This is a genomic window from Aeromonas sp. HMWF017 (assembly GCF_003061465.1).
In the GTDB taxonomy this organism is placed as follows: Bacteria; Pseudomonadota; Gammaproteobacteria; order Enterobacterales; family Aeromonadaceae; genus Aeromonas; species Aeromonas veronii.
Genome location: NZ_QAJD01000088.1, coordinates 45,103 through 68,888, shown reverse-complemented (window position 1 = coordinate 68,888; position 23,786 = coordinate 45,103). Strand labels below are relative to the sequence as shown.

The following is a 23,786-nucleotide window of genomic DNA, read 5'->3' as shown; positions in this document are numbered from 1 at the left end:
TGCTGCAGTCGGTATCACCACAATTTTTGTCGGTGCAAGCAGTATTAGCATCAGTAGCCAGAGTAATGCTCAAAACGTTCTGGCAGCAGTAGATTCGATGCTAGGGGTGGTTGATGGCAAGCGGGCCGAACTTGGTGCAGTTCAAAACCGCTTGGATTCGACCATCCGCAACCAAGCCAACATCTCTGAAAACGTTAGTGCTGCTCGCTCTCGTATCCGCGATGCGGACTTTGCAATCGAAACCGCAAACATGACCAAGCAAAATATCCTGCAGCAGGCTGCGTCCAGCGTCTTGGCTCAGGCCAACCAGCGTCCGCAATCTGCATTGTCCTTGTTGGGATAACAATGCTGGAGCCTCATTAAGTATGAAAAAGCGGCCTCTTTAGGGTAATGCCGATCAGTTAAGGATCCATTGACCGATCCTTCTGCTGTGTGAAAATCCGAAACCTGTTGATTGGTTTCGGATTTTTTATGCGTATCGCTCAAGCGCTCGACTTCCTCCACGCCAGTAATGCTGCTCAGTTTGAGTCACTCTCAGACCTCATTGCACCCGAGCTCATCACGACGCTGCTCGCCGAAGAGGATGTCGTGACCCTGCGTCGCCGCCGTAGCCCATGGAGCGTCTGGTCTGGGCCATCTTCCGCCATGTCCCCATGACCCAGCTGGTCAATCAGCTCGATATCCTGTTGCCCGACGACCGCCCCTCTCTGGCACCAGCAGGCCAATCATCCCGGTTGGGCCGGGCTGCAACTGCTATCCGCAGGTGCGCATGCTCTGTCAGATGGAGCTGACCAGCCACCTGCTTGTTCAGGCCGTCATGGAGAGCTGCGCCGTCAACGAGATGGTGTTGGCCGAACAGCTTGTCGCACGCACGCCGGACCACTCGCTCACCCTGTTCGACAAGGGGTTTTACTCCCTCGGTCTGCTCCATGCATGGCAGAGTGCGGGCGTAGAGCGGCACTGGTTGCTGCCGCTCAAAAAGGGCACCCAATACGAGATGGTGCGCAAACTGGGGCGCCAGGATGACTGGTCTTGCTGAAAACCAGCCCACAGGCGAGGAAGAAGTGGCCGCACCTGCCGGACACAGTGGAAGTCCGCTTGCTGACCCGACACATCAATGGCAAGGAGCGCCAGGTATTGACCTCAATGGTCGACCCGATGCGCTTCCCGGGCGCCGATATCGTCGAACTGTATGGGCACCGCTGGGAAATCGAGTTGGGCTATCGGGAGATGAAGCACAGCCTGCAACAACACCGGCTGACCCTGCGCAGCAAGAAGGCGGCGGGGATACGGCAAGAGCTGTGGGGCGTGTTGTTGGCGTACAACCTGCTGCGTAGCCAGATGGTGAAGATGGCGGCGAGTCTAAAGGGATTCACGGCGAGTCAGCTGAGTTTTCACATGGCATCGGTGTACCTCATCCATGAACTGAGCTGCATGCCGTACCTGTCACCGGGGAGTATCCCGAAGCGGGTGGCAGAGCTGGAGTTTGTATTGCCGGAGCGAAGGAAGCGGAGTTACCCCCGCAGTGTGAAGGCAAGACCACAAAAGTATGCGGTGCAAAAAGCCAATAAAAACAATGCCAGTCAGGCTTAACTGACTGGCATTAGCCTCTTTAGGCCGCTTTTAATTTTTTATCTTCTATGCACTCCAAACCAGGGCACATTCTAAGCATTTTATCTTATCCAAGAGCACTGCATTTCTCAGAAATCAGACAACAAGCTTGCTAGTGTCAAAGTTTTGGCTGCTCACTTTAGGCGATGTGTCATTCTTAACGGTTGAAATCTGATTCTTCAGATTACTTGCTGTTGTGAGCATTATTTTTCCTAAAGATTGCATCGTTACTGCCGTTAAAGAAGATGAGGCAATCGAGGGGTGTTCGGAATCCAACGTTTGCATAGCTGCGGGTAGCCTGTCTGTTCAAACAGGTACCCGCCAGAAGAGAGAGGCCAGTTCAACCTCCTCTTCTATGGTGGGCCGCAGTCAGATTTGACAGCGCAACCCGCAGTCGCATGTTCTTCGGGAGAATTTATTATGGCCATGTTCATTAACACCAATACGTCATCATTGAACGCTCAGCGTAACTTGATGAATACCACCAAATCATTGGATACTTCGTACACGCGTCTGGCATCCGGTCTTCGCATCAACAGCGCAAAAGATGATGCGGCAGGTCTGCAGATCTCCAACCGTCTGACCTCTCAGATCAACGGTCTGGATCAGGGTAACCGTAACGCCAACGATGGTATCTCTCTGGCTCAAACGGCTGAAGGCGCAATGGATGAAGTGACAGGTATGTTGCAACGTATGCGCACCTTGGCTCAACAGTCTGCCAACGGTTCCAACTCAGCCAAGGATCGAGAAGCTCTACAAAAAGAGGTCGATCAGCTGGGGGCTGAAATCAACCGTATTTCCAAAGATACCAGTTTTGCTGGCACCAAATTACTGGATGGGACTTTTGCTGGCAGCTTCCAAGTTGGTGCTGATGCCAACCAGACTATCGGGTTTAGCCTGACTCAGGGTGCTGGTTTCAGTATTTCAGGCATTGCTGCAGCAGTAACTGCTGCCGGTGGGGCTGCTGTAGCCAGTATTTTCACTAGTGGTTCAACTGTTGGTGGTATCAGCATCAGTTCACAGAGTAATGCTCAAGATGTGCTGGGAGCTGTTGATGCCATGCTTGGAATTGTTGACAGCAAGCGAGCAGAGCTCGGTGCGGTACAAAACCGCTTGGATTCTACCATTCGTAACCAGGCCAATATCTCGGAAAACGTCAGTGCTGCACGCTCTCGTATCCGTGATGCGGATTTTGCGACCGAGACTGCTAACATGACCAAGCAGAATATTCTGCAACAGGCCGCATCCAGTGTCTTGGCTCAGGCTAACCAGAGACCGCAGTCTGCTCTTTCCCTGCTTGGGTAATGGGTAGACTAGGCTGACTAAGATGGGAGAGATAAGATGGCAACCGAAATAGGCAATCTGTCATCTGCCAATGGCGCTTCCTTACAGCTAAGTGACAAGAGCGGCCAAGTGGCCGCTCAACTGCTTTCTGGCACGGTAGAGGATGCTGGGACTGTACAGCAGAAAAGTCAGGAGCAGCCCAAGGGAACTGAGCTTCAACAAGTGCAGAGCCAGGCCGATATTGAAAAACAGGTACAAAACTTGCAGGAATTTGGCAAATTGCAAGGGTGGACCGTTAATTTCAGCATGGAGCAGGAGTCTGGCCAAGTGGTAATAAAGGTAATGGACTCTGATACCCGCTCGGTGATCCGCCAGATCCCTACAGAAGAGTTGATTGCTATCCACAAGCGGATCCAGGCGTTGCAGCAAGGTGAAGCAGGGGCAAACCCTAAACGCGGGCTTTTGTTTGATCGCGAGATTTGAATCGAATTGATGAGGAGAAGATAACATGGCCATTACTTCTGCCGGGGCGGGCTCTGGGCTTGATCTTGAGAGCGTCATCGCTGCTAGCGTGGCGGCCAAGAAGGCCCAGCTACAGAAACCGATTTTAACCAAGCAAAACAGCACCCAGATCAGCATATCTGGTATAGGCCAGCTGAAGTCATCCCTCACCGCATTCACCGATATTCTCGATACCTTGAGCAAACCTGGTGCTTTCAACAAGCGAGCCGTCACCATAACCCAGGATAAAGATAATCCGGTTATGAAGGTGGAGAGTAAAAGTGGTGGCTCCAATGGCCAGTACAATATTACCGTCAATAAATTGGCAACCACTAGCCGTGTTGAAGGTGAATTTGCCAGTTCGACAACTCCACTTGTGACTCAGGATGGTCAGTTGACCTTCAAAGCCGGTGACAAGGAATTCAAGGTTGATGTCAAGGCAGGGGATACTCTGCAAGACATTCGTAAAAGTATTAATAGCAACGGAGATAACTTCGGCCTTAGTGCAAATATCGTCAATACAGCCGATGGTAAGGCAAAATTTGTTATTGACTCTGGGATATCTGGAGATGGCAAAGATTTGGTGATCACTGGCAATAATTCTGAGCTGGATATCTTTGCAACTGGAGCTGCTGGTTCTGCGATGAGCCAGAAGCAAGCCGCTAGTAGTGCTGAAATTACTGTTGATGGTAATACTCTTAAAAGTGATACCAATGTGTTTGACGACTCTATTCAGGACTTAAAATTAACGGTTTTACGTGTATCCGATAAAGAGAGTGATGGCACAACTCTAAAATCCAATAAAGTTGCCATAACAACGGATAAAACTGCTATCCAGGATATGGTTAAGCAGTTTATTGATGGTTATAACGCGCTGCAAGATAAAATGGATGCGCTGGGCAAGCGTAATAGTATCGTTGGTGGAGTTAGACAAGATGATGGTGGTGCGCTTGCTGGTGATGCGAGCACTCGTACCATTAGCAGTTTTATGGCTAATACTGTAACAAATAAAGCTGGTACCAGTACAACTTACTCAACCATCTTTGAAGTAGGTATTAAGATGGACAATAAAGGCAAGTTGTCTCTGGACAAAACAAAATTTGATGAGGCTGTTGATAAAAACTTTGACCAGGTCGTTGGGCTTTTCGGTGGCGAAAAGGGTATTGCTGCAACCTTGAACACAGGTTTAAAAGAGTATTCCAAGTCTGGCGGTATGCTGGATCAACGTACAGATGTTTTGAATGCCGATCTGCGTAGCTTGAACCAGAAGCAGGCCACATCAAACGCTCAATTAGTTAAATACGAAGCTTCACTACGTGCTCAATATGGTAGCCTGGATGCCTTGTTAGTGAAAATGAATCACTCTGCGGCAGCGCTGCAATCATTACAGATTAATAACAAGAAATAAATTCATATAACGAGGAGCAGGCGATGTACCAGCGTAATCTAAAAGCATATAAGGCAACCAGTGTCGCTGCTGACTTGGCTGTTGCCGATCCTCATCGTGTGATTCAACTCATGATGCAAGGTGTACTTGAACGTTTGGCTCAAGCTAAAGGCGCAATTGAGCGTCGTGATATGGAAGCAAAATCTACCGCTGTATCGAAAGCTCAGGGGTTATTACATGGTTTGCAGGATGCTCTTGATATGAGTCAAGGGGCTATTGCTGAAAATCTATATAGCCTCTATTCCTATATGGATGAGCGAATTTGGGATGCGAGTCTTGCATTGGATACTGTCCCGATTGAAGAGGTCATGGCTTTGATGGTAACTATAAAATCTGGTTGGGATCAGTTACCCGATTCTGCTAAACAACAGGGCTATCAAATGAGACAGCAACTGGGTGAGTTGTAATGACCACTTTAGCCTCTCTACAACAAGCACTTACAGAAAACTACGAGCAACTTCAATATCTATTAGCCAGAAAAAGCTATGATGATGCTCTGGTCTATATGGATTATCGGATTTCTTTGATTGATCGTTTGCTGCATCTCGTTGAAAGTGAGCCTTCACTGAAACAAGATGCCACTTTATTTGCGGCATTACTTTTTCAACAAGAAGAAAGCATGAAAAAAGTGGCATCTGATCAGCATAAAATCATTTTCAATGAGTTGTCTGTGATTGGGTTGGCAAGTAAAGCAAAGCAAATTTATAGTGTGAATAGCAAGGAGTTCTGATGTCGGAAAATATTGATGATATTTTGGAAAAAGCTGAAGGAGTTGCTTTACGACTAAAAGAACGTGCAGAGCAAGAGGCTGCCATGTCGGTGGCCTTGCCCCTTCGATTCTCACAGAATATTGCTGCATTTCGTAAATATATTCCCCATATTGCAGATATGTATGAGTCATATCAACCAAGCCGGCCATTTCGTTTTTTTTGTAATGAAAATGGCCAGCCAAATATGGCTTGGATCGATGATGATGTCGCGGTATATGGTGATGAACCGTATCTTATCTGTGAGACGTTGGTTAAAGAGTTCATGGATAAAGGGGGGTTATCCAAGTTCTCATTTAGTCAAGAAGCCAACCCACTCGGATTTATGCACGTTGAGTATCTTAATAAACTCAATGCTTATCTTGATGATATTGCTGTTCGAGAAGAACCATTAAAAAAAGTTCCGACTGAAGTTCCTACCGCACTAGTGTTTGGGGTTGGGTTGGGTTACCACCTTGGTTATCTTTATGAACAATGCAAAATTGGCACTTTATTTCTTTTGGAACCAGATTTAGATCTTTTTTATGCATCTCTTTTTTGTTTCGATTGGGCACCTTTGCTTGATTATTTACATAAAGAGAACCTCGGTCTACATATCTTATTGGGCCAAGATGAAGATACTATCTTTAATGATTTTGCATCGGCTATTCATAGCCGTGGTTCTTTTCTTATCGCTAATGCCTTTATCATGTGGGGTTACCAAAATGATAAAATCAAAAGTTTAATTGAGAGGGTCCAGCAGGAGTATTATCTGCTAGTGATGGGATGGGGTTTTTTTGATGACAATCTGATAGCTCTTTCTCATGCAGTTGATAACGTTGAACGAACTGTTCCATTTTTGGTGCAGGGAGAAAAAATTCCATCGGAATATAATAGAATCCCAGTTTTTGTTATTGCTAATGGTCCATCTTTGGATGCCTCTCTTCCTGTCATTGAAAAGAATAAAGAAAAAGCAATTTTAATTTCATGTGGTAGTGCTATTTCAGCTTTGCATAAAGTTGGTATCAAACCAGATATTCATGTTGAGACTGAACGAACGAAGATTGTTTATGATTTCTTGGTTAATATGAATGACCCCGATTATCTTAGAGACATACTTTTCCTAAGCACGGATGTTATTCACCCCTATTGCTCAACGCTGTTCGACAAATCAGCATTAATGTTTAAACTTAGTGAGCCAGGAATTATTCTCTATCATGTAAATTTCCCTCATCTTCCCAAATATGCTGCATTGGGAGGGGTTAATCCTTTAGTTGGAAATATAGGGGTTAGTGCTCCCATCCATCTTGGCTTTAAAAATATATATTTATTTGGCCTCGATAATGGTTATAAAAATAAAGGGCATTATCACTCGAAATTCAGTGCTTATTATAATAGTGATAAAGGTGCTGAGGTACTTGGTGAGTTGATGTATGGAGACAGCCAGTGGCAGCATGAAGGTAACTTCGGTGGTATTGTATTAAGCAATGCCATGTTTAATACATCCAGAAGAGTTATTGAACAAGTATTAGCTGCGAATGAGCATGTTCAGTGCTTTAACTGCAGCGATGGGGCTAAAATTGCAAAAGCTAGACCATTTCCTGATAGTGAAATTAGTTTGTCACAAATTATAGATAAAACTGATTTAATTAATCAAATTATGCAGTTATCTACCCCGATCCCTTTGTCAAAAGAAGATTTTAAACAATATCTGGATGTTGAGTTTTTCGATATCTTAATCGATAAAATGACGGGCGAGTGGCAACAGGAGTTCTCATCTAGAAATGAGATTAATCAATTAATGCTGCGTAACTTTGGTTATCTCGCACAGATTGCAGGAACTCGTCAAAAACATATATCCCAGATTATGATTGGCTCAATGAACTATGTGTTTACTATATTGAGTTCAATTCTCTATTCTTTTGATGGAGAGGAGAAAACGATGGAGCTGATGAGACCAGCAATCAGTTTATGGTTAGACTTTTTGACGAAAATAAAAGAGATGTACCCAAGAGCTTTCGATAGTGTTGATATGATTGATAATGAATTCATGTCCTTTTTTAGAAAAGAATGATTTTTATTATGTAGTGAACAAGGCGTTATTCTTTATTGTGGGAGGCAAAAGCCTCCCTTTTTATATCAGTAATTCCTTTGGAGATATGGATTTTTTGCATCAAGAAGCCGTGAGTCTTTTTTCAATAGTTGAACAGAAACCAATGCATCTGGCTCCAGCTCATTGGTGCCATCATGATGTTTGATGTGCTCAAATATTCGACAATAGCTTGGGTGCCAACTGAACATACTACTGTAATTCATTTTATAGCTAAATAGGTTGGCATGATGTTGGTAGTCATTTCGATAGTGCCCTGTCGGAGGACAAAAATCGTAAACAGCCATTACGCCCTTGTCTACGAGCAATCTGTCACTATTAGCCGCAATGGTGAATAAATCTTGTGGATCGCATAGATATAAACAAAAACCGAAAATAATCAGGTCGACAGGTTTAATATCAGGTAAACCATCTGCAGTTCCAACGCTCAGATTTAATTCGGGATAGCTCTTAGCCCCATCCTCAATCGCTGTTTGTGATGGATCTATTCCATAGCAGGTGGCACCATAATAATTAGCCAGTTGTGCCAATCGCCAACCATTGGCGCAGCCAATTTCAAGGATTCGTTTCGGTTGGTAGTCGATACTTTGTAGTGCTATGAATATAGGGTCATTACTCAGAGCTTTTTGATTGATGCAGAATTTATTCCTCTCATACCATGCATCAGCCTCTTCTTTCATGAATACGTTTTTTTGTTTCATATAACATACCCTGTAATATGAGCGTTATAATATAATGCTTTAAGGTTTTATAAAAAATCATCGATATGAACGGCCTTTCCACGATTAATATCTTGGCGAGCTTTTTTCCCTAATATTTGTGGCAATGCTTCAGGTGGCAACCCATAGCCTGGCCGGATCCGTCGGATGTGTTCCGGCTTTATGATGGTGCCCGCAGGGATGTCGGTAACAAAATACAAAGAACGACGAAATCTCAGGTTTGCCTGCTCAGCCTGGTTGTCACCACTTTCTCCTGATCCTAACGCTTGCCAGCAGAGTTTTGCCTGGCTGCAGAGCTCTTTAAGTTCACCTGGTTCAAGTGAGAACTCGGCATCCGGGCCGCCATCAGCGCGAGCCAAGGTCAGGTGTTTCTCGATGGCCACAGCGCCCAATGCTATTGCCAGCTGAGCGGCGGTATTTCCCAGCGTGTGATCAGAGAGACCAACGGGTACTGAAAATGTCTTTGCCAAGCGGGTAATCCGCTTGAGATTGATATCAGCAAGAGGGGTTGGGTAGCCACTGACACAATGAAGCAGCAGGATCTGTGAGCAACCATTTTCACGCAAAATAGTCATTGCCTTGGCAATTTCATCTTCAGTTGACATGCCAGAAGAGATAATGACCGGCTTTCCTTGCTGAGCTATGTAACTGAGCAGGGGAAGATCGGTAATTTCGAATGAGGCAATTTTGTATGCGGGAGTACCCAGCTCCTCCAAAAAATCAACAGCACTCTCGTCGAAGGGCGTGGAGAAAATAGTCAATCCGCGTGACTTTGCTCGTTCAAAGAGAGGCTGGTGCCATTCCCATGGGGTATGGGCCAGGGTGTAGAGATCGTAAAGGGTATGGCCATCCCATAAACCTCCCTGAATATGAAAATCCGGTAGATCACAGTCGATTGTCATGGTGTCAGCTGTATAGGTTTGCAGCTTGATGGCATCAGCTCCCGCATCGGCAGCCGCATCTACCAGTGCCAGTGCCCTCTCCAGCTGGCCATTATGGTTGCCGGATAGTTCAGCAATGACGTATGGCGGGCTATTTGGGCCTATCTCGCGGCCATTAATAGTGAACTGAGGCATGAAACGTCTCCTTGGGAGAAAAATGAAACCAGTTCTGTGAGCTACTGCACTGATATCCAATTGACCGGAAGAGAGCCAGAGAGCCTTGGTTTTCAGGGCTGATATAGGCGTGAAAGGTGAACCAAGGGAAAAGTTGGTGCAACAGATTAAGAGCCCGTTTGCCATGCCCTCGTTGGTGTTGCTCGGGGTCAACGTAGATAGAAACTTCGTTATACCTGTCTGGCTCACAGGCTTCATCCAGCCTCACGACGGCGCAAGGACCTGTGGCTGACATAACCTTGAACAGCCAGCGCTGAGGGTTCTGCAAAGCTCCGTGTAACCAGATTTTATGTTCACTGAGGGGAGGACAATCGGTATTTCGGCTATAGCGGCGAGTTACCGCATCCTGTTGCCACTGCCATATCCACTCTGCGTCTTCTTCTGTGATTGGCTGCAGCCAGTATGAGTGCTGCTGCGATGTGAGCTTCTGCAACAAACGCTGTGCTCCCGTGCCATCACAAAGTGCGGCGCCATGCTCGCCGAGTTGCTGCAATGTCTCTTGATTGGGCCAGTGAAGTAACAGCTGTTGTAGCAGTTGCTCATCATCCAGCATTCTCAGATCGCCAAGCCATATCACGGCATTTGCCTGTGCTAGCCGTCTGGCATTTTCCAGTTGGTTGTCGGCAAGAGTGAATAGCAGGGTAGGCAGAGCCAAGGTAGCGCGCTCCCAGCAACTGGTTCCTCCAGCACCGATGGCGAGATCGGCCTTCAACATCAATTCGGCCATGTTGTTTGCATCGAGGTGCAATTTGACGTGATGGCGACTTTTTGCCATAACCTCTTTAAGTGCATCGATATGAGGGGCTTTGCTTGCCAATACCAGATCAATTTCCAATATAGGGATGGGCAGTTGATCGATCAGGGGCAGAATCCGGGACAGATGATTGTCGCTGTCCATTGCTCCCAAGGATAGCAGCAGTCGTCTGATCCTGCTATTTGAAGCTCTTCTGGCCAGCGCGGTAGGCCGTAGCTTGGCAAACTCTGGTCGCAGTGGCGCATAACCAGGGCCCAGCAGAGGCACTTCTGCAAATAGGCTCTCACCATAGTCGGCTGGTTGCCGGTATGGGGTCATATCAAGCAACCGGGTTGCTTCATGAGGTCTGTCAGCCAGATCGTCGATAACCAGTTGTTGGGGGAAGAGGGCAGCCAGCGGCTGCTCCCAACGGCGATCCAGCTGATAGTGATCCACAATCAGCCAATCACTGCCTCCCCACCCCATGATGGCGCGATAGAGCGAGCGCCAGTCAGGTTGTGCGGGAAGCAGCGTCAGACCATGCTGGCGAGCAATGACTTGAGTGCCATCAAAGCCAGGCAAATCGGCACAAAAGAAGTGGCACTCGTCACCTCGGCTGGCTGCAAGATCAGCGATGCTAAGGCACCGCATGAGATGACCTGCGCCTATTGTCGTACTGGCATCACATCGGAACAGCAACCGCATCAGCGTACCCGGAATACGGGTTGAATGGACTCGCCATCAAGCGCACTGGCCAGTGTCAGATCTCTATCGTGGCGAATGAGCACTGGCAGTATGTCGCGATAGGCGGCCAGCAAAGCGGCCACATCCTGTTCGCTGTGGGCCAGATTCATATTGTGACTGCCAAGGGTGAGGATCCCTCGCTTGCACAACTCCTGGATCAGATAGCTCTTGAGAAGCCAGGTAGAGTGGTTTACTGAATCCGCAACCAGCAGAAAGCTCCAGCTCGGATGTCCGGCGGTATGCAGCCAGTCCGGGGCATCGATCTCTTTTAGCAAGCTATCGAGCCCATCCAGTACCTGTTGTCCCCTCTCTGCAAGCCTTTTTGGTACATCCAGTCGCCGCATCTTTTTGATGACGGCGTTGGCCGCAGCGAGGGCAATTACATCCCCGCCGAAGGTGCCGGAGAAGAAGATATCTTCCATCCGTTTCATATATTGGTGGCGGCCAACAACGGCGGAAATCGGGAAACCATTGGCCATGCCTTTGCCGAACGCAGCAAGATCCGGCGTCACACCAAAGAGGCTCTGTGCCCCGCCCAAGTGGTAGCGAAAACCGGTAATGGTCTCATCAAAGATGAGTAGTGCGCCATGGGCATCGCAGAGTTGGCGCAGACCAGGCAGAAAATCTGGGGTTGGCCAGGTTACATTCATCGGTTCCAGAATGACGGCTGCAAACTCGCCCGGGTGAGCTTCCAGCAGGCACTGCAGCGAGGCAAGATCGTTGTAGTCAAATCTGTGGGTCAGCTCTCTCACGCACTCGGGGACCCCCAAATGGCGGGTGGTCGAGCCGATGTACCAGTCTTGCCAGCCATGATAGCCACAGACGGCTACCCGCTCGCGGCCTGTGACTGCTCTGGAGAGCCTGATACAGGCTGAGGTGGCATCAGTCCCGTTTTTGCCAAAGCGAACCATTTCGGCACAGGGGATAAGCTCAATGAGCTGTTCAGCGACTTCGGTTTCCAGCCGGTGGGGAAGGGAGAAGATCGAGCCAAGACTGAGTTGCTCCATTACCGCTTCATTCACATCCGGATCGCAATATCCAAGACTGATGGCCAGCAGGCCGCTGGCAAAATCAAGATACTCGTTGCCATCTACATCCCAAACATGCGCCCCATTGCCGCGCTCGATAAAGAGTGGGGCGGCGCCATAGGGGAAACAAAGGCGACTTTTGGAGAAGGTTTGGGAGCCGAGTGGAATGCTCTGTTCCGCACGTGCCGAGAGAGCAAGTGAATGTTGATAACGTGAGGTCATATATGATTCTCCTTGGCCAGCGAATTAGCCAATCCTTCGTTGCGCTTGTGCCGGGTATTAAGTGTTGTCAGCTCCGGCTGCTGCACCAGCAGGGCGAGGATATCGTCGGTCGTAAAGGTTGGGTTGGCAGGATAGAGAGTCTGATAAATTCGCTCTACCAGTTCAAAGTCGGCAGGCTCATCGACAGTCCAGCGCAAGTGGGCCAGCGAAGGCGAGCGCTGCAGTTCGCCGATAGAAAACTGTTCGGAATGACAGCGAACGTAATAGGTGACATGTTCCCGCTCGGTCTGCGTGGCGGCCTTTTCCTGCAAGGTTGCCAGAGTCGCTCCACTCATGATCTCGGCATCCAGCCCATCCGGATAACTAGGATTGCCGCAGTTGCTGCTGTAGTCGAACTTGCCCGAGAGATGGAGGGCTATCAGCTCGTCTATTACCATAGGGTCAGCCAGTGGGCAGTCACCGGTGAGACGCACAACATGGGTCGGACTGTAGGGTTGGGCCGCCAGATAGAAACGCAACAACACATCGTCAAGAGGACCGCAGAAACAGGGGATATTCAACCTCTCGCACAGCTCGGCAATGGCGCGATCTTCCGACTGATCGCTGGTGGCAACCAACAGTTTATCCAGCAGCTTGCTCTGTTGCAGCCGTTCAATCTGCCTTGCCAGCATGGGTTCGCCCAGCAGTTCCTTTAGTACCTTGTTGGGCAGGCGGGAAGAACTGGTTCTGGCCTGCAGAATACCCAAGATCATCGTGTTCTCCAGAGTCCGGGGTTGATAAGTTCCTGTTCCATAGACGCCAGGTGTGCGATATCGGCCTCGTAGCACTCGTGCTGTACTTGACTGGCCGCAACGATGGCGGCCAGCTCTTGGGCATGACAAACACCGACAACAAAGCGGCTCACCTGTGGTAGGGCTGTCATGATGGAGAGGGCTCTGCCAAGCGGGGCCACCGAGGGATGCCAGTGGTCAAACCGTTCAAGTGCGGTAGCGAAACGCTGAAAATAGTCAGGTCGCTGCGCTGGTTGCATCAATAACAGGCCCTGTAAAAAGAGCGAGCGAACATGGATTTCACATCCCATATCTACCAGTTTGTCGAGCCATCCAGTGCGTAAAAAGCGTTGATCGAGCAAATTGGCAGGTAATTGCACCAGTTCCAGAGGATAGCCAGCTGCGCTCCAGGTATCGAGCTCCTCCGGGGAGTAGACGGAGATCCCGAGTTTTCCGATCGCGCCCTGTTGCTGCAAATCGGTGAGTAACTCGAACAAGGCAGGTGAGGCATCTTGGCTACGGTGCAGCAGCAAACCATCGAGCCGTTTTCGCCCCAGCCAATGCAAGCTGTTGTTGAGCGCTGCCTTAACATCGGACAGCGGTAGCCCTGGTGCCAGCTTGTCGATGAGAGTGAAGTCGGTGATATCTCTTTGCCCCAGCCTCTGCTCGGCATTGCCATAGGCTTGCGCCGTATCCAGGGTATCGATACCTGCTTGACGAGCTAACGCAATGATCGCGTCGAGTTCCTCATCGCTGACTTGTCCGTCGTGATTGCTGATCCCGTAATCCAGACCGAATTGCACTGTGCCCAGAGCTAGCCGCATAGAGCCTGCTCCAGCGCATTTACGACCTGTTGCTGCTCTGAGAGAGTCAGAGCCGGGAACAGTGGAAGAGAGATTGCTCCCTGATAGTAGGCTTGTGCGCCCAGATAGGCTGCTGGGTCATGTCCCAGCCCACGGTAGTAGGGCTGGGCTGGGATAGGAATATAGTGAACGTTGACGCCAATGCCGGCAGCACGCAGGCGGGCAAACACCTGATCGCGTTCAGCCACCTGAATGACATAGAGGTGATAACCGCTCTGGCGATTATTACTCTGCTGCAACGGCTGGACTGGCAAGGGGGATAACAGCGCGTCATATCGCCTGGCAAGTTCACGACGCTGGGTAATGAACTGATCAAGACGGCTCAACTGACTAAGCCCTAGTGCCGCCTGAATGTCGGTCAAGCGATAGTTGAAGCCCAGAAGTTGTTGTTCGTAATACCACTCTCCGGGAGAGGGCATGAGCAGCGCTTGCGGATCTCGAGTGATTCCATGGCTGCGATAGAGTCGCAATTTGTCGGCCAGCACCTGATCCCGGGTGGTGACAGCGCCTCCTTCTGCGGTCGTAATCGGTTTGACCGGATGAAAGCTGAAGACCGTCATATCGCTGTGACGGCAACTACCGATAGGTGACCCCTGATAGTGGGCACCCAGTGCATGGCAGGCATCCTCGATCAGAACGATTCCGTACTGGCGACAGAGCGCACCGATCTCTTCGAGATCGCAGGGCTGTCCGGCCAGATGTACAGCAATCAGCGCTTTTGGAAGGGAGTGGGTGCGCATAGCTTGCTGCAGTTTTTTATCCAGTGCCACTACATCGAGGTTACCGGTAGCAGGGTCAACGTCGACAAAATCAACGTTGGCATTGCAGTATCGAACGCAGTTCGCTGAGGCAACAAAACTGACCGCAGAAACCCAAACTGTATCTTTGGCGCCAATATCCAGAACTGCGCAGGCCAGATGAAGCGCAGTGGTGCCGTTACTGCAAGCAACCACATGCGGCACTTGGCAGTAATCGGCCAGTCCTTGTTCGAAAGCGGGAACAGCTTGGCCTTGGGTCAGATAATCAGATTTCAGTACGGCAACGACGGCTTCTATATCGGCATCGCTGATCGATTGGCGGCCATAAGGGATCATTCGGACAATACCTGCTGGTTCATGCTCTGTAGTTCGGCTATCGACAGAAAGTGCTGATTATTTAGGGAATTGTATTCAAAGCCCGGTGCAACCAGTGTGGCTGTTTCACCCAGAGCATTAACGCTGAAATCATTGTTGCGGCTGGTGAAACTGATGCTGGGTGCAATCACGTAGTAATCGTTGAACTCATAAGTGTGGAAAGAGTCGTCAGCCGGACACATCACCTCGTGCAGCTTCTCCCCCGCACGGATGCCGATGATCTCCTGCTTAAGGGTCGGAGCCATGGCTGCCGCCAGATCGGTGATCTTGACCGACGGGATTTTCGGCACGAACAGTTCGCCACCGCGCATACGCTGGAAGTTGCTAAGAACAAAATCTACGCCTTGCTGCAAGGTCAGCCAGAAGCGGGTCATCTCGGGGTGGGTGATAGGTAGCGTACTGGCGCCGCTCTTGATCAGATTGTCGAAGAAGGGAACCACGGAGCCCCTGGAGCCGACCACGTTGCCATAACGTACCACCGAGAAGATGGTCGGGTTCTTGCCCGCCATATTGTTGGCAGCGACAAAGAGCTTGTCAGAACAGAGCTTGGTTGCCCCGTAAAGGTTGATCGGGTTGGCAGCCTTGTCGGTCGAGAGTGCAATGACCTTCTGCACGCCATTGTTGAGCGCGGCCTTGATGACGTTTTCGGCTCCTCCAACGTTGGTCTTGATGCACTCCATCGGGTTGTATTCGGCAGCTGGCACTTGCTTGAGCGCAGCGGCATGCACCACAAAGTCGACATCGCGCATCGCCATGTCGAGGCGCTCGGCATCGCGAACATCGCCGATAAAATAGCGCATGCAGGGATGGTTGAAACACTGCTGCATTTCAAACTGCTTGAGCTCATCACGGGAGTAGACGATCAGTCGTGCGGGTTGGTAGCGGGATAGCACGGTTGCAATGAATTTCTTGCCAAATGACCCCGTGCCACCGGTAACCAGGATTGTTTTTCCATTAAACATGACGGTGTCCCATGATGAAAATTGGTATCTATAGAATTCTAAAGCACTTTTTATGCCATTTGCAGACGTATATTGGCAGGCGTGATCTGAATGGCTGTTTTTTGGCTACTTGCTGTTGGGTTGGGTAATAGCTTGGCAAACCTGCTCCACTGCATTGAGGGCTCTCGGGGTGAAACGGTGCAGCTCATCCGAGTTGATTAAATCGAGTCGCTGATGCTGTACAGCGTCGAGATTAGGCCACTTTCGCCAGTGACGCAGAGCGTCAGGATCTTGACTCCCCGCCAGGATCAGCGATGGGTTGGCCCTGATCACCTGTTCCATGTCCACTTGAGGGTAAGGGGTCTTGGCATTCGCCATGATGTTGATCCCGCCGCAGAGTTCGATGGCCTGAGCGGGCCAGGCATTGCCACTGACGCTGGTGAGCGGTGGGTACCAGAGCTGGTAGAACACCTTGACACCGGTTGGTTGGCCATAGCGCTGTTGCAGGGAATGCAGGCGCGCCAGATAGCGATCGGCGGCTTCGTTGGCACTCTTCTCCACTCCAAGCAATTTGCCCAGCGCCCGCATTTCGGTCGCCAGCGAGGCAAAATCGGTAGGCTCAGAGTAGAAAACCGGGATACCCAGCTGCTCCAGCGGGGCCAGCATGCGTGACTGGGCCGAGCGCCAGCCCAGGATCAGGTCCGGTTTTTGCGCCAGCACCGCCTCGACGTTGATGCTGCGATAATTCGCTACCTTGGGCTTGGTTTTGACCTCGGCTGGGTAGTCGGAAGCATCGTCAATGGCCACCAGTTTGTCACCGGCACCGATGTCGTAAAGCAGTTCGGTAAGATGGGGTACCACGCTCACCACCCGGCTCGGAGTGGCTGCCTGCAGCACAGCGGGCAACCAGGCAAGCAACACGCAGGGCAGCCAGATAGGCAATCGCAACCATCTAACCATGAAATAACTCCGCCACAGTGACAAGCAGCGCCAGCATCAACCAGCCCCAGCCAATTCCTTGCAGAATATTGAGCACCTTGCGCGGTGACTCACCGTCGGGGTCATCACCGCTGCCAAGTATCGGCCAGCGTTGCAAGGTTCCCTGATAGTAGCGGGGGCCGCCAAGGCGGATCCGGCACTTGTCAGCAAGTAGCGTCAACAGCATCCCGATGGCGGGATAGGGCCAGATCGCACCACTTCGCAGCAGCTGTGCGGCCTGCTTGAGCCGCGGGAGCAGGAGCGGCAGCCCCAGCAGCAGGATGGTGGGAGCATTGAGCCCCTGATAGAGGGTACTGGCGGCTCGGCCAAAATAGCCAAACGCGGGATCCTTCATGCTCCAGCCCTGGCTCATCAGCTGCACCAGCCGCCAGAGCAGGGCGCCCTGTACCCCTGCGAGGGCATACCCCAGCAGCGGGCCAGCCCATTGGCCGACCAGGCGCAGGGAACAGCTCTCCGTCACTGCTTTGGCGAGCCCCATGGTCGATAGTTTACCGGTCTCCCGCTTGAGCCAGGGGGCAGACTGCAATCTCGCCAGCGGCAGGGTCTCCTGGGTGGCGAGCGAGCGGGTGGCATGGGCGAGTTCGCGCAGTGGACGGGATTCGATCATCAACAGCAGAAACAGCAGGTCGAAGATCGGTTCGCTCAATGCCAGATTGCGCAGCGACCAGAGCCCGGCGGCGCAGGGGAGCCAGACTACCAGCATTGCCAGCAGGCCAGCCTGCATTTGCTGGCCGGGTGAACCATCGGGTCTGTGCACTTTGTGCCCCAGCCGGGTCAGCAAGGGCGTGACGGCCGAAAGACGCAGATGGGATGGCCACGGGATCACCGCCTCCAGCAGGGCAGCCCCTACCAGAATGGCCGCCATCGTCGAGAGGAGGGCGTCGGCCATCAAATCAAGCGAGCCGGTCTCGATCACAGCTTGCCGAGCATCTTGATGATCACTTCGGCAGAGTGCTTGCCGGCCACTTCGATAAAGGCATCGAAGGATTCAACCTGTTCCTTGCCAGCGATATCGGACATCGCGCGTACCACCAGATAGGGCACTTTGAACATGTGGCACACCTGACCGATGGCGGCACCTTCCATCTCGACCGCCAGCATCTGCGGGAAGTCGGCGCGAGCCTTGGCGATGGCGTCCGGTTTGCACATGAACTGATCGCCGGTGCAGATAAGGCCGACCTTGGTCTGGTGTTTGCCCTGCTCGGCGATGCAATCCTGAGCGACTGCAATGAGCTTCTCGTCGCAGGGGAAGGCGGCGGGTTGCTGCGCCATCTGGCCCATCTCGTAACCAAAGGCGGTCACGTCGACATCGTGGAAACGCATCTCGCTGGCGATCACCACATCACCGATATGCAGGTCTTGGGCAAAGCCGCCCGCAGAGCCGGTATTGATGACGCAGTCGGGAGCGAACTTTTCCAGCAGCAGGCTGGTGGCCACGCTGGCGGCGACCTTACCGATACCGGAGCGGGTCAGGATCACCTCTTTGCCTGCCAGTATCCCTTGATAGAACTCGCAGCCGCCCAGTTGCAGGGTGGTGGGGTTGCTCATCTGGCTGCGCAGCAGGGCTACTTCTTGCTCCATGGCGCCGATAATACCTACTTTCATTGCTGACCTCGTCTTGATAGCCGTGTGGCTGAATTTAAGTTGCTGTAGATCATAACAAAAGATGGCGTCGGCGCCGAGAGGCACAAGCGAAAGGAGAGATGAAACGCGGCGCTCCATATGGGAGCGCCGCAGGTGACAAAAAGCATTGATGAGAGAGGGGCTATTGTCTTTAGCCGAGCGCGGTATCGAGGGTCATCATCAGGGCAAAGCCTGCCATCAGGCCGAGGGTGGCATAGGTCTGGTGACCGTTGCGGTGAGTCTCCGGAATTACCTCGTGCGAGACCACAAACAGCATGGCGCCGGCGGCGAGCCCAAGTCCGATGGGGTAGGCGATGGCAAGGCCGCTGGAGAGCCCGACCCCGAGCAGGGCGCCAATCGGTTCGAGCAGGCCGCTGGCGATGGCGACCAGTACCGCCACCGAGGGGCGAAAACCGGCGGCGCACATGGCCAGCGCCACCGCCAGTCCTTCGGGAATATCCTGCAGTGCGATGGCAGTTGTGAGCGGCAGCCCCACCGACATATCCCCCTGCGAGAAGCTGACCCCGATGGCCATCCCCTCCGGCAGGTTGTGCAGGGCGATGGCAAAGACGAACAGCCAGACCCGGGAGCAGCTCTCATGGCCGGGGCCGCAGGGGCCGGTTTTGTCATGCTCGTGCGGGGTGAACTGGTCCAGTCCCAGCATCAACAGCACCCCGAGGGTCATGCCGACCACCACCACGGCGGCGGCGCTAAAGCCGTTGCCGGTAATCCCCTCGGCGGCCTCCAGCCCCGGCAGCAGCAGGGAGAAGGCGCTGGCCGCCAGCATCATGCCTGCGGCAAAGCCCAGCATGGTGTCCTCTACCTTTTGCGGTACCGAGCGCAGAAACAGAGCGGGCAGGGCGCCGATGGCGGTGGCGGCAAACCCGGCAGCACCACCGACAAGGCCGTAGCGCACGCCGCTGGTCACCTCTCCGGTAGCGAGCATGATGAGACTCTGCAACAGCAGTAACAAGACGGCAGCCAGCGCGATAAAGAGACCGAGGGCAGTGAGCGGGCGGCTTTGCATCTGGCTGCGCAGTTGCTGTGACCAGGATAACGGAGGAAGAGCTGAAAGATGGTCCATGGCATGGCCTCAAGGTGAGCAAAGTGGATGATGGCATTACATCGACTCGGCCACCCCTTGTCCATGTCTGCAAGGCGATTGCCGCTATCTGAAAATCTGGAAAGAGTTTATCCAAGCAACCACATGGGAATCTTATCGGTAGCCAAAGGCGGGGGGGCAAGAGGGGTTGTTTGCAAATGACTGAAGTGGATGTTGAGTGGCAAGTGGGGATGCATCGCTAACTCTTTTAAATCAGCTGCAGATGTCTGCCTTGGTGTTCGGATAACAGAAACAAAAAAACCGGCTTTCGCCGGTTTTTTTATATTGGTGAATGCAGGGAAGCTGGCTTATTTCGCCAGGGACTCCGGCAGCTCTTCACGGATCTTGCCGAGCATCTCTTTCAGGACGCGCGGGTTGGCAACCACGATGTTGCCGGAGTTTTCGTAGTTGTGACCACCTACGAAGTCGGTGACGATGGCGCCAGCTTCTTTGGCCAGCAGTTCACCGGCAGCGGTGTCCCAGGGCTTGAGGCCGATTTCCCAGAAACCGTCGACGCGACCGGCAGCCACGTAGGCCAGATCCAGTGCGGCAGAGCCGGAGCGACGGATGTCGGCACATTCGATGAACATGCTCTGGAACATTTTCAGGTAGGACTCGATGTGGTGCTTTTGTTTGTAGGGGAAACCGGTAGCCAGTACGGTGCCAGCCAGCTCTTTGGCTTTGCCGACACGGATACGGTAGCCGTTCAGCTGTGCGCCGCTACCACGGGTAGCAGTAAACAGCTCGTCACGGATGGGATCGTAAACAACGGCTTGTTCGGTTTTGCCTTTTACGCGCAGGGCGATGGAAACGGCAAAGTGCGGAATGCCTTTGACAAGGTTGGTCGTGCCATCCAGTGGGTCAATGATCCATTGGTAGTCCGGATTGGTACCGGCAATCTCACCAGACTCTTCAGCAACAATGCTGTGCTCCGGGTAAGATTTTTTGATGGTGTGAATGATGGCCGCTTCGGCTTCACGGTCAACGTTGGTCACGAAGTCATTGCTGCCTTTTTGGATAGCCTCAATGTTCTCGGGCTGGGAGAAGGCTTTTACTACAACTTGACCGGCGTTGCGCGCAGCGCGCACGGCGATATTCAGCATCGGATGCATAGGTTCACCACTGGATGTTAAAGAACGGGGGATAAAAGGACGCGGTATGATACCAGTATTTTGTGCGATGGCAACTGTTATCCCCCTACGACCAATTGATTACCACTGCCAGATTTGACGGCTCCAATATAGACCAGATCTGCGCTAGTCTTATCCCAGCAGCCGGATACAGGCTGTCATGAGCATAGGGATGTGAACCATGAATTTGTCATTAGTGAGTCAGAACGTGTCAGCGGCCAGCGAGGGACTGTTGGCCATCTTGCGGTCATCACCCGAGTATGGTGAGCACTTTGCCCACATCACCGTGACCCCCCTGGCCCAGTGGCAACCGGCCAAGACGGAGGCGGCGATCCTACTGATCGACGGCGATGCGCCCTGGCAGGATGCCGGATTTGCCCGGGGAGAGGATGAGACGATCGGTTTGCCGGTCTTGCCGCTGTTGATCCGCAAGGGAGACAAGGAGCTGACGGTCTGCGGACCGGATGTGCGTGACCCCCGTTTCTATTTTGTCTCAAACGGCATCGTGCTGGATGAGTCGGAGCTGGCCGAGCCTGCCTGCAGCCGGGTGCTGTTGCGCAAGCTGGAGTCCTACTTCCCGCTGCTTTCCCGCCTGATCATGCTGCGCCAGCGCAAGCCGGTTGCCATGATCAACTAATATCTACCATCGCCAGAGCGCACCAGCGGCGCACCGTGCCCTTGTTTGGCCTACGGTGCGCCGCTTTTTAATGGTCTGGAGCCGGTCACTTGTTGCAAGATGAGGCGGCTATGGTGTTGCATCCTGTTCAAATCGTGCAATCTGGCTATGACCAACAAGGAGTGAATCATGATCGACTTTTACACCGCCGCGACCCCCAATGGTTTCAAAGTGGCCATTGCACTGGAAGAGCTGGGTTTGCCCTATCGGGTCATTCCCCTCGATTTGTCGGCATTGGATCAGAAGAAGCCCGAGTTTCTTGCCATCAATCCCAATGGCCGCATTCCGGCCATCGTTGATCGGGATAACGGCGATTTTGCCGTATTCGAGTCGGGGGCCATCCTTATGTATCTGGCGGAGAAAGCAGGCAAGTTGCTGCCCGCTGATCCCAAACGCCGCTCTCAGGCCATTCAGTGGTTGATGTTCCAGATGGGCGGGGTAGGACCCATGATGGGGCAGGCCAACGTCTTCTACCGCTATTTCCCCGAGAAGATCCCCGCCGCCATCGAACGCTACCAGAAGGAGGGGCGCCGCCTGTTCGAGGTGCTCGACAGCCATCTGGCTCATCACGAATATCTGGCGGACGAGTACAGCATCGCCGACATTGCCACCTGGCCCTGGGTGCGTATTTATGACTGGAGCGGCATCTCCATCGAGGGGTTACCCCATCTGCAAGCCTGGATGGATCGGATGGCCGAGAAGCCTGCTTGCCAGAAGGGGATCACCATACCACCGCGCAAAGAGCAGCCGGATGAGCTGATCAAGCAGGCACAACAGATGGTAACACGTTGATTTTGAACCGCAGACGGGGCGTATTGCCCCGTAATATTAGAAAAACTAAGGCAAGCCGATTATAAAGATTCGTTCGTTTTATGTGAGCTGAATCACTATGATGCCCCCATACCACCAAGCGTCCTGTGCGGTGGTCTGGCGGGCTCCCCGCCTACTGTTTCCAACACCGTTTTTGATTGCATCACAGCCTCTGTGATCAGATTCCTCTGGGCCATTTTGTGCCAGAGGGGCGGCAACTTTTTTTCGATTTTTTGGGACTGATATGGATCGGCACAGTTTTTATCCGTTGTTTTTATTGACCATTTTGATGGTCGCGGTGGGCCAGATGACCCAGACCCTCTATGTCCCCTCCATTCCCATGATGGCGGGGGACTTCAATGTGGCCTCGGGCCAGCTGCAGGCGGTGATGGCCTGCTACCTGATCCCCTATGGCCTCTCCCAATTTGTCTACGGGCCGCTGTCGGATCGCATCGGTCGTCGTCCGGTGCTGATCGTCGGCATGATGGTGTTTCTGGTGGGCACCCTGATCATTCAGGTTATCCCCCATTTTGCCGCCTTGCTGGTGGGCAGCTTTATTCAAGGATTGGGTACCGGGGCCGGTGGCGCCATGAGCCGTACCGTGATGCGCGATCGCTACAACGGTGCCGAGCTCAACCGCGCCAACAGTCTGGTGAGCATGGGGGTGATCTTCTCCCCGCTGCTGGCCCCGGTGCTGGGTGGCTGGTTGACCGAGCTGTTCAACTGGCGTGCCGGTTACTGGTTCCTGTTCGGTTTTGGTGCCGTAGCCACTCTGGCGATCATGGCCTGGTTTGGTGAAACTCTGCCTGCTGCTGCCCGTCAGCCGCTGCGCGTCGGTGCAGCCTATCGCCACGTGCTGGGCAACCCCAAGTTTCAGGGCAACCTGCTCTGCCTGATGGCGACCTTTGCGGGACTGGCGGTGTTTGAAGCGGCGGCCGGTGTGCTGCTGGGCGATGTGCTGAAACTGAGCGCCCGTACCGTGAGCGTGCTGTTCGTGCTGCCGCTGCCCGGCTATCTGTTCGGTGCCTGGCTCTCTGCCAAGCTGAGCTTCCGTTTGACTCAGGGCAAACTGATGCGTCTTGGCATCGCCTTTCTGGCGCTCGGCTCCCTCATCATTCTGGTACCTGGGCTGTTCGGAGTGGTGAGTGCTGCCTCGCTGGTCGGTGGTGCGGCAGTCTACTTCATCGGTAGTGGTATTCTCTACCCGACCGCCACTTCCTGTGCCATCGAGCCCTTCCCGGGTCAAGCCGGCACCGCGGGTGCCATTCTCGGCGGGATGCAGAATCTGGGGGCGGGCGTGGTGACCCTGCTAGCGGCCGGTTTCCCGATGACCGGTCAGGTGACTCTGGGGGCCATCATGACCCTGATGGTGCTGATCGTGGCGCTGAGTTTTGTCTGGCTGCGCCACCACGGCTCGCCGCACGAGCAGATGGCGATTTGATGCCCGCGCTTGCTCTCTGAAAGCCCGCCTTCTGGCGG

General features: G+C 52.5%; 23 protein-coding genes and 1 pseudogene. 11 read left to right on the top strand and 13 right to left on the bottom strand.

Going from position 1 to position 23,786, the window contains the following annotated elements:
- The 8 genes and pseudogenes from DBR30_RS21900 to DBR30_RS08420 form a co-directional block, all read left to right on the top strand.
- On the top strand, nucleotides 1-343 hold a 343-nt coding region (locus DBR30_RS21900; RefSeq protein ID WP_258224354.1), incomplete at its 5' end, for a flagellin.
- Nucleotides 344-471: 128 nt separating this feature from the next.
- Nucleotides 472-1,593: pseudogene (locus DBR30_RS08450) on the top strand (IS4 family transposase).
- Nucleotides 1,594-2,031: 438 nt separating this feature from the next.
- Nucleotides 2,032-2,916, top strand: coding sequence for a flagellin N-terminal helical domain-containing protein (locus DBR30_RS08445; RefSeq protein WP_108542028.1), 885 nt, complete (start codon nucleotides 2,032-2,034; stop codon nucleotides 2,914-2,916).
- A 36-nt stretch (nucleotides 2,917-2,952) separates the two neighbouring features.
- A complete protein-coding gene (locus DBR30_RS08440; RefSeq protein WP_181363293.1) occupies nucleotides 2,953-3,378 on the top strand; it encodes a flagellar protein FlaG in 426 nt (141 codons plus the stop codon).
- A 25-nt stretch (nucleotides 3,379-3,403) separates the two neighbouring features.
- Nucleotides 3,404-4,804 (top strand): flagellar filament capping protein FliD, encoded by a 1,401-nt coding sequence (fliD, locus tag DBR30_RS08435; RefSeq protein ID WP_108542029.1) that lies wholly within the window; start codon nucleotides 3,404-3,406, stop codon nucleotides 4,802-4,804.
- 23 nt (nucleotides 4,805-4,827) lie between these two features.
- The gene (fliS, locus tag DBR30_RS08430) at nucleotides 4,828-5,250 is read left to right on the top strand and encodes a flagellar export chaperone FliS (RefSeq protein WP_108542030.1); all 423 of its coding nucleotides are present in this window, start codon (nucleotides 4,828-4,830) and stop codon (nucleotides 5,248-5,250) included.
- Nucleotides 5,250-5,573 carry a hypothetical protein gene (locus tag DBR30_RS08425; protein ID WP_108542031.1) on the top strand — a complete coding sequence of 108 codons (324 nt, stop codon included), beginning with the start codon at nucleotides 5,250-5,252 and terminating at the stop codon, nucleotides 5,571-5,573. The genes fliS and DBR30_RS08425 overlap by 1 nt, the downstream gene beginning before the upstream one ends.
- Nucleotides 5,573-7,663 carry a motility associated factor glycosyltransferase family protein gene (locus DBR30_RS08420; RefSeq protein ID WP_108542032.1) on the top strand — a complete coding sequence of 697 codons (2,091 nt, stop codon included), beginning with the start codon at nucleotides 5,573-5,575 and terminating at the stop codon, nucleotides 7,661-7,663. Before DBR30_RS08425 ends, DBR30_RS08420 begins: the two co-directional genes overlap by 1 nt.
- Nucleotides 7,664-7,728: 65 nt before the next feature.
- Here DBR30_RS08420 and DBR30_RS08415 read toward each other — a convergent pair whose 3' ends face one another.
- The 13 genes from DBR30_RS08415 to suhB all read right to left on the bottom strand — a co-directional run bounded on the left by DBR30_RS08415 (nucleotide 7,729) and on the right by suhB (nucleotide 20,803).
- On the bottom strand, nucleotides 7,729-8,400 hold the full coding sequence (locus tag DBR30_RS08415; protein ID WP_108542033.1) for a class I SAM-dependent methyltransferase: 672 nt from the start codon (nucleotides 8,398-8,400) through the stop codon (nucleotides 7,729-7,731).
- A 47-nt stretch (nucleotides 8,401-8,447) separates the two neighbouring features.
- The gene (pseI, locus tag DBR30_RS08410) at nucleotides 8,448-9,494 is read right to left on the bottom strand and encodes a pseudaminic acid synthase (protein WP_108542034.1); all 1,047 of its coding nucleotides are present in this window, start codon (nucleotides 9,492-9,494) and stop codon (nucleotides 8,448-8,450) included.
- Nucleotides 9,475-10,971 carry a UDP-2,4-diacetamido-2,4,6-trideoxy-beta-L-altropyranose hydrolase gene (gene pseG, locus DBR30_RS08405; RefSeq protein ID WP_108542035.1) on the bottom strand — a complete coding sequence of 499 codons (1,497 nt, stop codon included), beginning with the start codon at nucleotides 10,969-10,971 and terminating at the stop codon, nucleotides 9,475-9,477. Before pseG ends, pseI begins: the two co-directional genes overlap by 20 nt.
- Nucleotides 10,971-12,260, bottom strand: a complete 1,290-nt coding sequence (locus DBR30_RS08400; protein WP_108542036.1) for an aminotransferase class III-fold pyridoxal phosphate-dependent enzyme — start codon at nucleotides 12,258-12,260, stop codon at nucleotides 10,971-10,973. Before DBR30_RS08400 ends, pseG begins: the two co-directional genes overlap by 1 nt.
- A complete protein-coding gene (locus DBR30_RS08395) occupies nucleotides 12,257-13,012 on the bottom strand; it encodes a cytidylyltransferase domain-containing protein (protein WP_108542037.1) in 756 nt (251 codons plus the stop codon). The genes DBR30_RS08400 and DBR30_RS08395 overlap by 4 nt, the downstream gene beginning before the upstream one ends.
- Entirely contained in the window at nucleotides 13,009-13,854 is an 846-nt protein-coding gene (locus tag DBR30_RS08390; RefSeq protein ID WP_108542038.1) for an aldo/keto reductase, read from the bottom strand. The genes DBR30_RS08395 and DBR30_RS08390 overlap by 4 nt, the downstream gene beginning before the upstream one ends.
- Entirely contained in the window at nucleotides 13,845-14,987 is a 1,143-nt protein-coding gene (gene pseC / locus DBR30_RS08385; protein ID WP_108542039.1) for a UDP-4-amino-4,6-dideoxy-N-acetyl-beta-L-altrosamine transaminase, read from the bottom strand. Before pseC ends, DBR30_RS08390 begins: the two co-directional genes overlap by 10 nt.
- On the bottom strand, nucleotides 14,984-15,988 hold the full coding sequence (pseB, locus tag DBR30_RS08380; protein ID WP_106843014.1) for a UDP-N-acetylglucosamine 4,6-dehydratase (inverting): 1,005 nt from the start codon (nucleotides 15,986-15,988) through the stop codon (nucleotides 14,984-14,986). Before pseB ends, pseC begins: the two co-directional genes overlap by 4 nt.
- Before the next feature lie 105 nt (nucleotides 15,989-16,093).
- The gene (locus DBR30_RS08375; protein WP_108542040.1) at nucleotides 16,094-16,927 is read right to left on the bottom strand and encodes a cobalamin-binding protein; all 834 of its coding nucleotides are present in this window, start codon (nucleotides 16,925-16,927) and stop codon (nucleotides 16,094-16,096) included.
- Complete coding sequence (locus tag DBR30_RS08370) at nucleotides 16,920-17,882, bottom strand: cobalamin biosynthesis protein CobD/CbiB (RefSeq protein WP_108542041.1); 963 nt, start codon at nucleotides 17,880-17,882, stop codon at nucleotides 16,920-16,922. The genes DBR30_RS08375 and DBR30_RS08370 overlap by 8 nt, the downstream gene beginning before the upstream one ends.
- Complete coding sequence (gene mtnN, locus DBR30_RS08365; RefSeq protein WP_108542042.1) at nucleotides 17,879-18,571, bottom strand: 5'-methylthioadenosine/S-adenosylhomocysteine nucleosidase; 693 nt, start codon at nucleotides 18,569-18,571, stop codon at nucleotides 17,879-17,881. Before mtnN ends, DBR30_RS08370 begins: the two co-directional genes overlap by 4 nt.
- A gap of 169 nt (nucleotides 18,572-18,740) precedes the next feature.
- Nucleotides 18,741-19,673: a ZIP family metal transporter gene (locus DBR30_RS08360; RefSeq protein WP_103251745.1), complete on the bottom strand. Its 933-nt coding sequence runs from the start codon at nucleotides 19,671-19,673 to the stop codon at nucleotides 18,741-18,743.
- 326 nt (nucleotides 19,674-19,999) lie between these two features.
- Nucleotides 20,000-20,803 (bottom strand): inositol-1-monophosphatase, encoded by an 804-nt coding sequence (gene suhB / locus DBR30_RS08355; protein ID WP_005352992.1) that lies wholly within the window; start codon nucleotides 20,801-20,803, stop codon nucleotides 20,000-20,002.
- Between the two features lie 199 nt (nucleotides 20,804-21,002).
- On the opposite strand from suhB, the gene DBR30_RS08350 reads away from it, so the two are divergent.
- The 3 genes from DBR30_RS08350 (at nucleotide 21,003) to emrD (ending at nucleotide 23,748) form a co-directional block, all read left to right on the top strand.
- Nucleotides 21,003-21,458: a hypothetical protein gene (locus DBR30_RS08350; RefSeq protein ID WP_108542043.1), complete on the top strand. Its 456-nt coding sequence runs from the start codon at nucleotides 21,003-21,005 to the stop codon at nucleotides 21,456-21,458.
- 168 nt (nucleotides 21,459-21,626) lie between these two features.
- On the top strand, nucleotides 21,627-22,289 hold the full coding sequence (locus DBR30_RS08345) for a glutathione S-transferase family protein (RefSeq protein ID WP_108542044.1): 663 nt from the start codon (nucleotides 21,627-21,629) through the stop codon (nucleotides 22,287-22,289).
- A 262-nt stretch (nucleotides 22,290-22,551) separates the two neighbouring features.
- A complete protein-coding gene (gene emrD, locus DBR30_RS08340) occupies nucleotides 22,552-23,748 on the top strand; it encodes a multidrug efflux MFS transporter EmrD (protein ID WP_005333920.1) in 1,197 nt (398 codons plus the stop codon).
- Nucleotides 23,749-23,786: the final 38 nt, after the last annotated feature.

Excerpts from the sequence above, each read along its gene's own strand:
- DBR30_RS08420 (WP_108542032.1), top strand. The coding sequence starts at position 5,573 with ATGTCGGAAAATATTGATGATATTTTGGAAAAAGCTGAAGGAGTTGCT.
- fliS (WP_108542030.1), top strand. The coding sequence starts at position 4,828 with ATGTACCAGCGTAATCTAAAAGCATATAAGGCAACCAGTGTCGCTGCT.
- DBR30_RS08445 (WP_108542028.1), top strand. The coding sequence starts at position 2,032 with ATGGCCATGTTCATTAACACCAATACGTCATCATTGAACGCTCAGCGT.
- DBR30_RS08440 (WP_181363293.1), top strand. The coding sequence starts at position 2,953 with ATGGCAACCGAAATAGGCAATCTGTCATCTGCCAATGGCGCTTCCTTA.
- pseB (WP_106843014.1), bottom strand. The coding sequence starts at position 15,988 with ATGTTTAATGGAAAAACAATCCTGGTTACCGGTGGCACGGGGTCATTT.
- DBR30_RS08350 (WP_108542043.1), top strand. The coding sequence starts at position 21,003 with ATGAATTTGTCATTAGTGAGTCAGAACGTGTCAGCGGCCAGCGAGGGA.
- DBR30_RS08415 (WP_108542033.1), bottom strand. The coding sequence starts at position 8,400 with ATGAAACAAAAAAACGTATTCATGAAAGAAGAGGCTGATGCATGGTAT.
- DBR30_RS08390 (WP_108542038.1), bottom strand. The coding sequence starts at position 13,854 with ATGCGGCTAGCTCTGGGCACAGTGCAATTCGGTCTGGATTACGGGATC.
- DBR30_RS08425 (WP_108542031.1), top strand. The coding sequence starts at position 5,250 with ATGACCACTTTAGCCTCTCTACAACAAGCACTTACAGAAAACTACGAG.
- suhB (WP_005352992.1), bottom strand. The coding sequence starts at position 20,803 with ATGCATCCGATGCTGAATATCGCCGTGCGCGCTGCGCGCAACGCCGGT.
- DBR30_RS08400 (WP_108542036.1), bottom strand. The coding sequence starts at position 12,260 with ATGACCTCACGTTATCAACATTCACTTGCTCTCTCGGCACGTGCGGAA.
- fliD (WP_108542029.1), top strand. The coding sequence starts at position 3,404 with ATGGCCATTACTTCTGCCGGGGCGGGCTCTGGGCTTGATCTTGAGAGC.
- pseC (WP_108542039.1), bottom strand. The coding sequence starts at position 14,987 with ATGATCCCTTATGGCCGCCAATCGATCAGCGATGCCGATATAGAAGCC.
- DBR30_RS08360 (WP_103251745.1), bottom strand. The coding sequence starts at position 19,673 with ATGGACCATCTTTCAGCTCTTCCTCCGTTATCCTGGTCACAGCAACTG.
- DBR30_RS08345 (WP_108542044.1), top strand. The coding sequence starts at position 21,627 with ATGATCGACTTTTACACCGCCGCGACCCCCAATGGTTTCAAAGTGGCC.
- emrD (WP_005333920.1), top strand. The coding sequence starts at position 22,552 with ATGGATCGGCACAGTTTTTATCCGTTGTTTTTATTGACCATTTTGATG.
- pseG (WP_108542035.1), bottom strand. The coding sequence starts at position 10,971 with ATGCGGTTGCTGTTCCGATGTGATGCCAGTACGACAATAGGCGCAGGT.
- pseI (WP_108542034.1), bottom strand. The coding sequence starts at position 9,494 with ATGCCTCAGTTCACTATTAATGGCCGCGAGATAGGCCCAAATAGCCCG.
- DBR30_RS08375 (WP_108542040.1), bottom strand. The coding sequence starts at position 16,927 with ATGGTTAGATGGTTGCGATTGCCTATCTGGCTGCCCTGCGTGTTGCTT.
- mtnN (WP_108542042.1), bottom strand. The coding sequence starts at position 18,571 with ATGAAAGTAGGTATTATCGGCGCCATGGAGCAAGAAGTAGCCCTGCTG.
- DBR30_RS08395 (WP_108542037.1), bottom strand. The coding sequence starts at position 13,012 with ATGATCTTGGGTATTCTGCAGGCCAGAACCAGTTCTTCCCGCCTGCCC.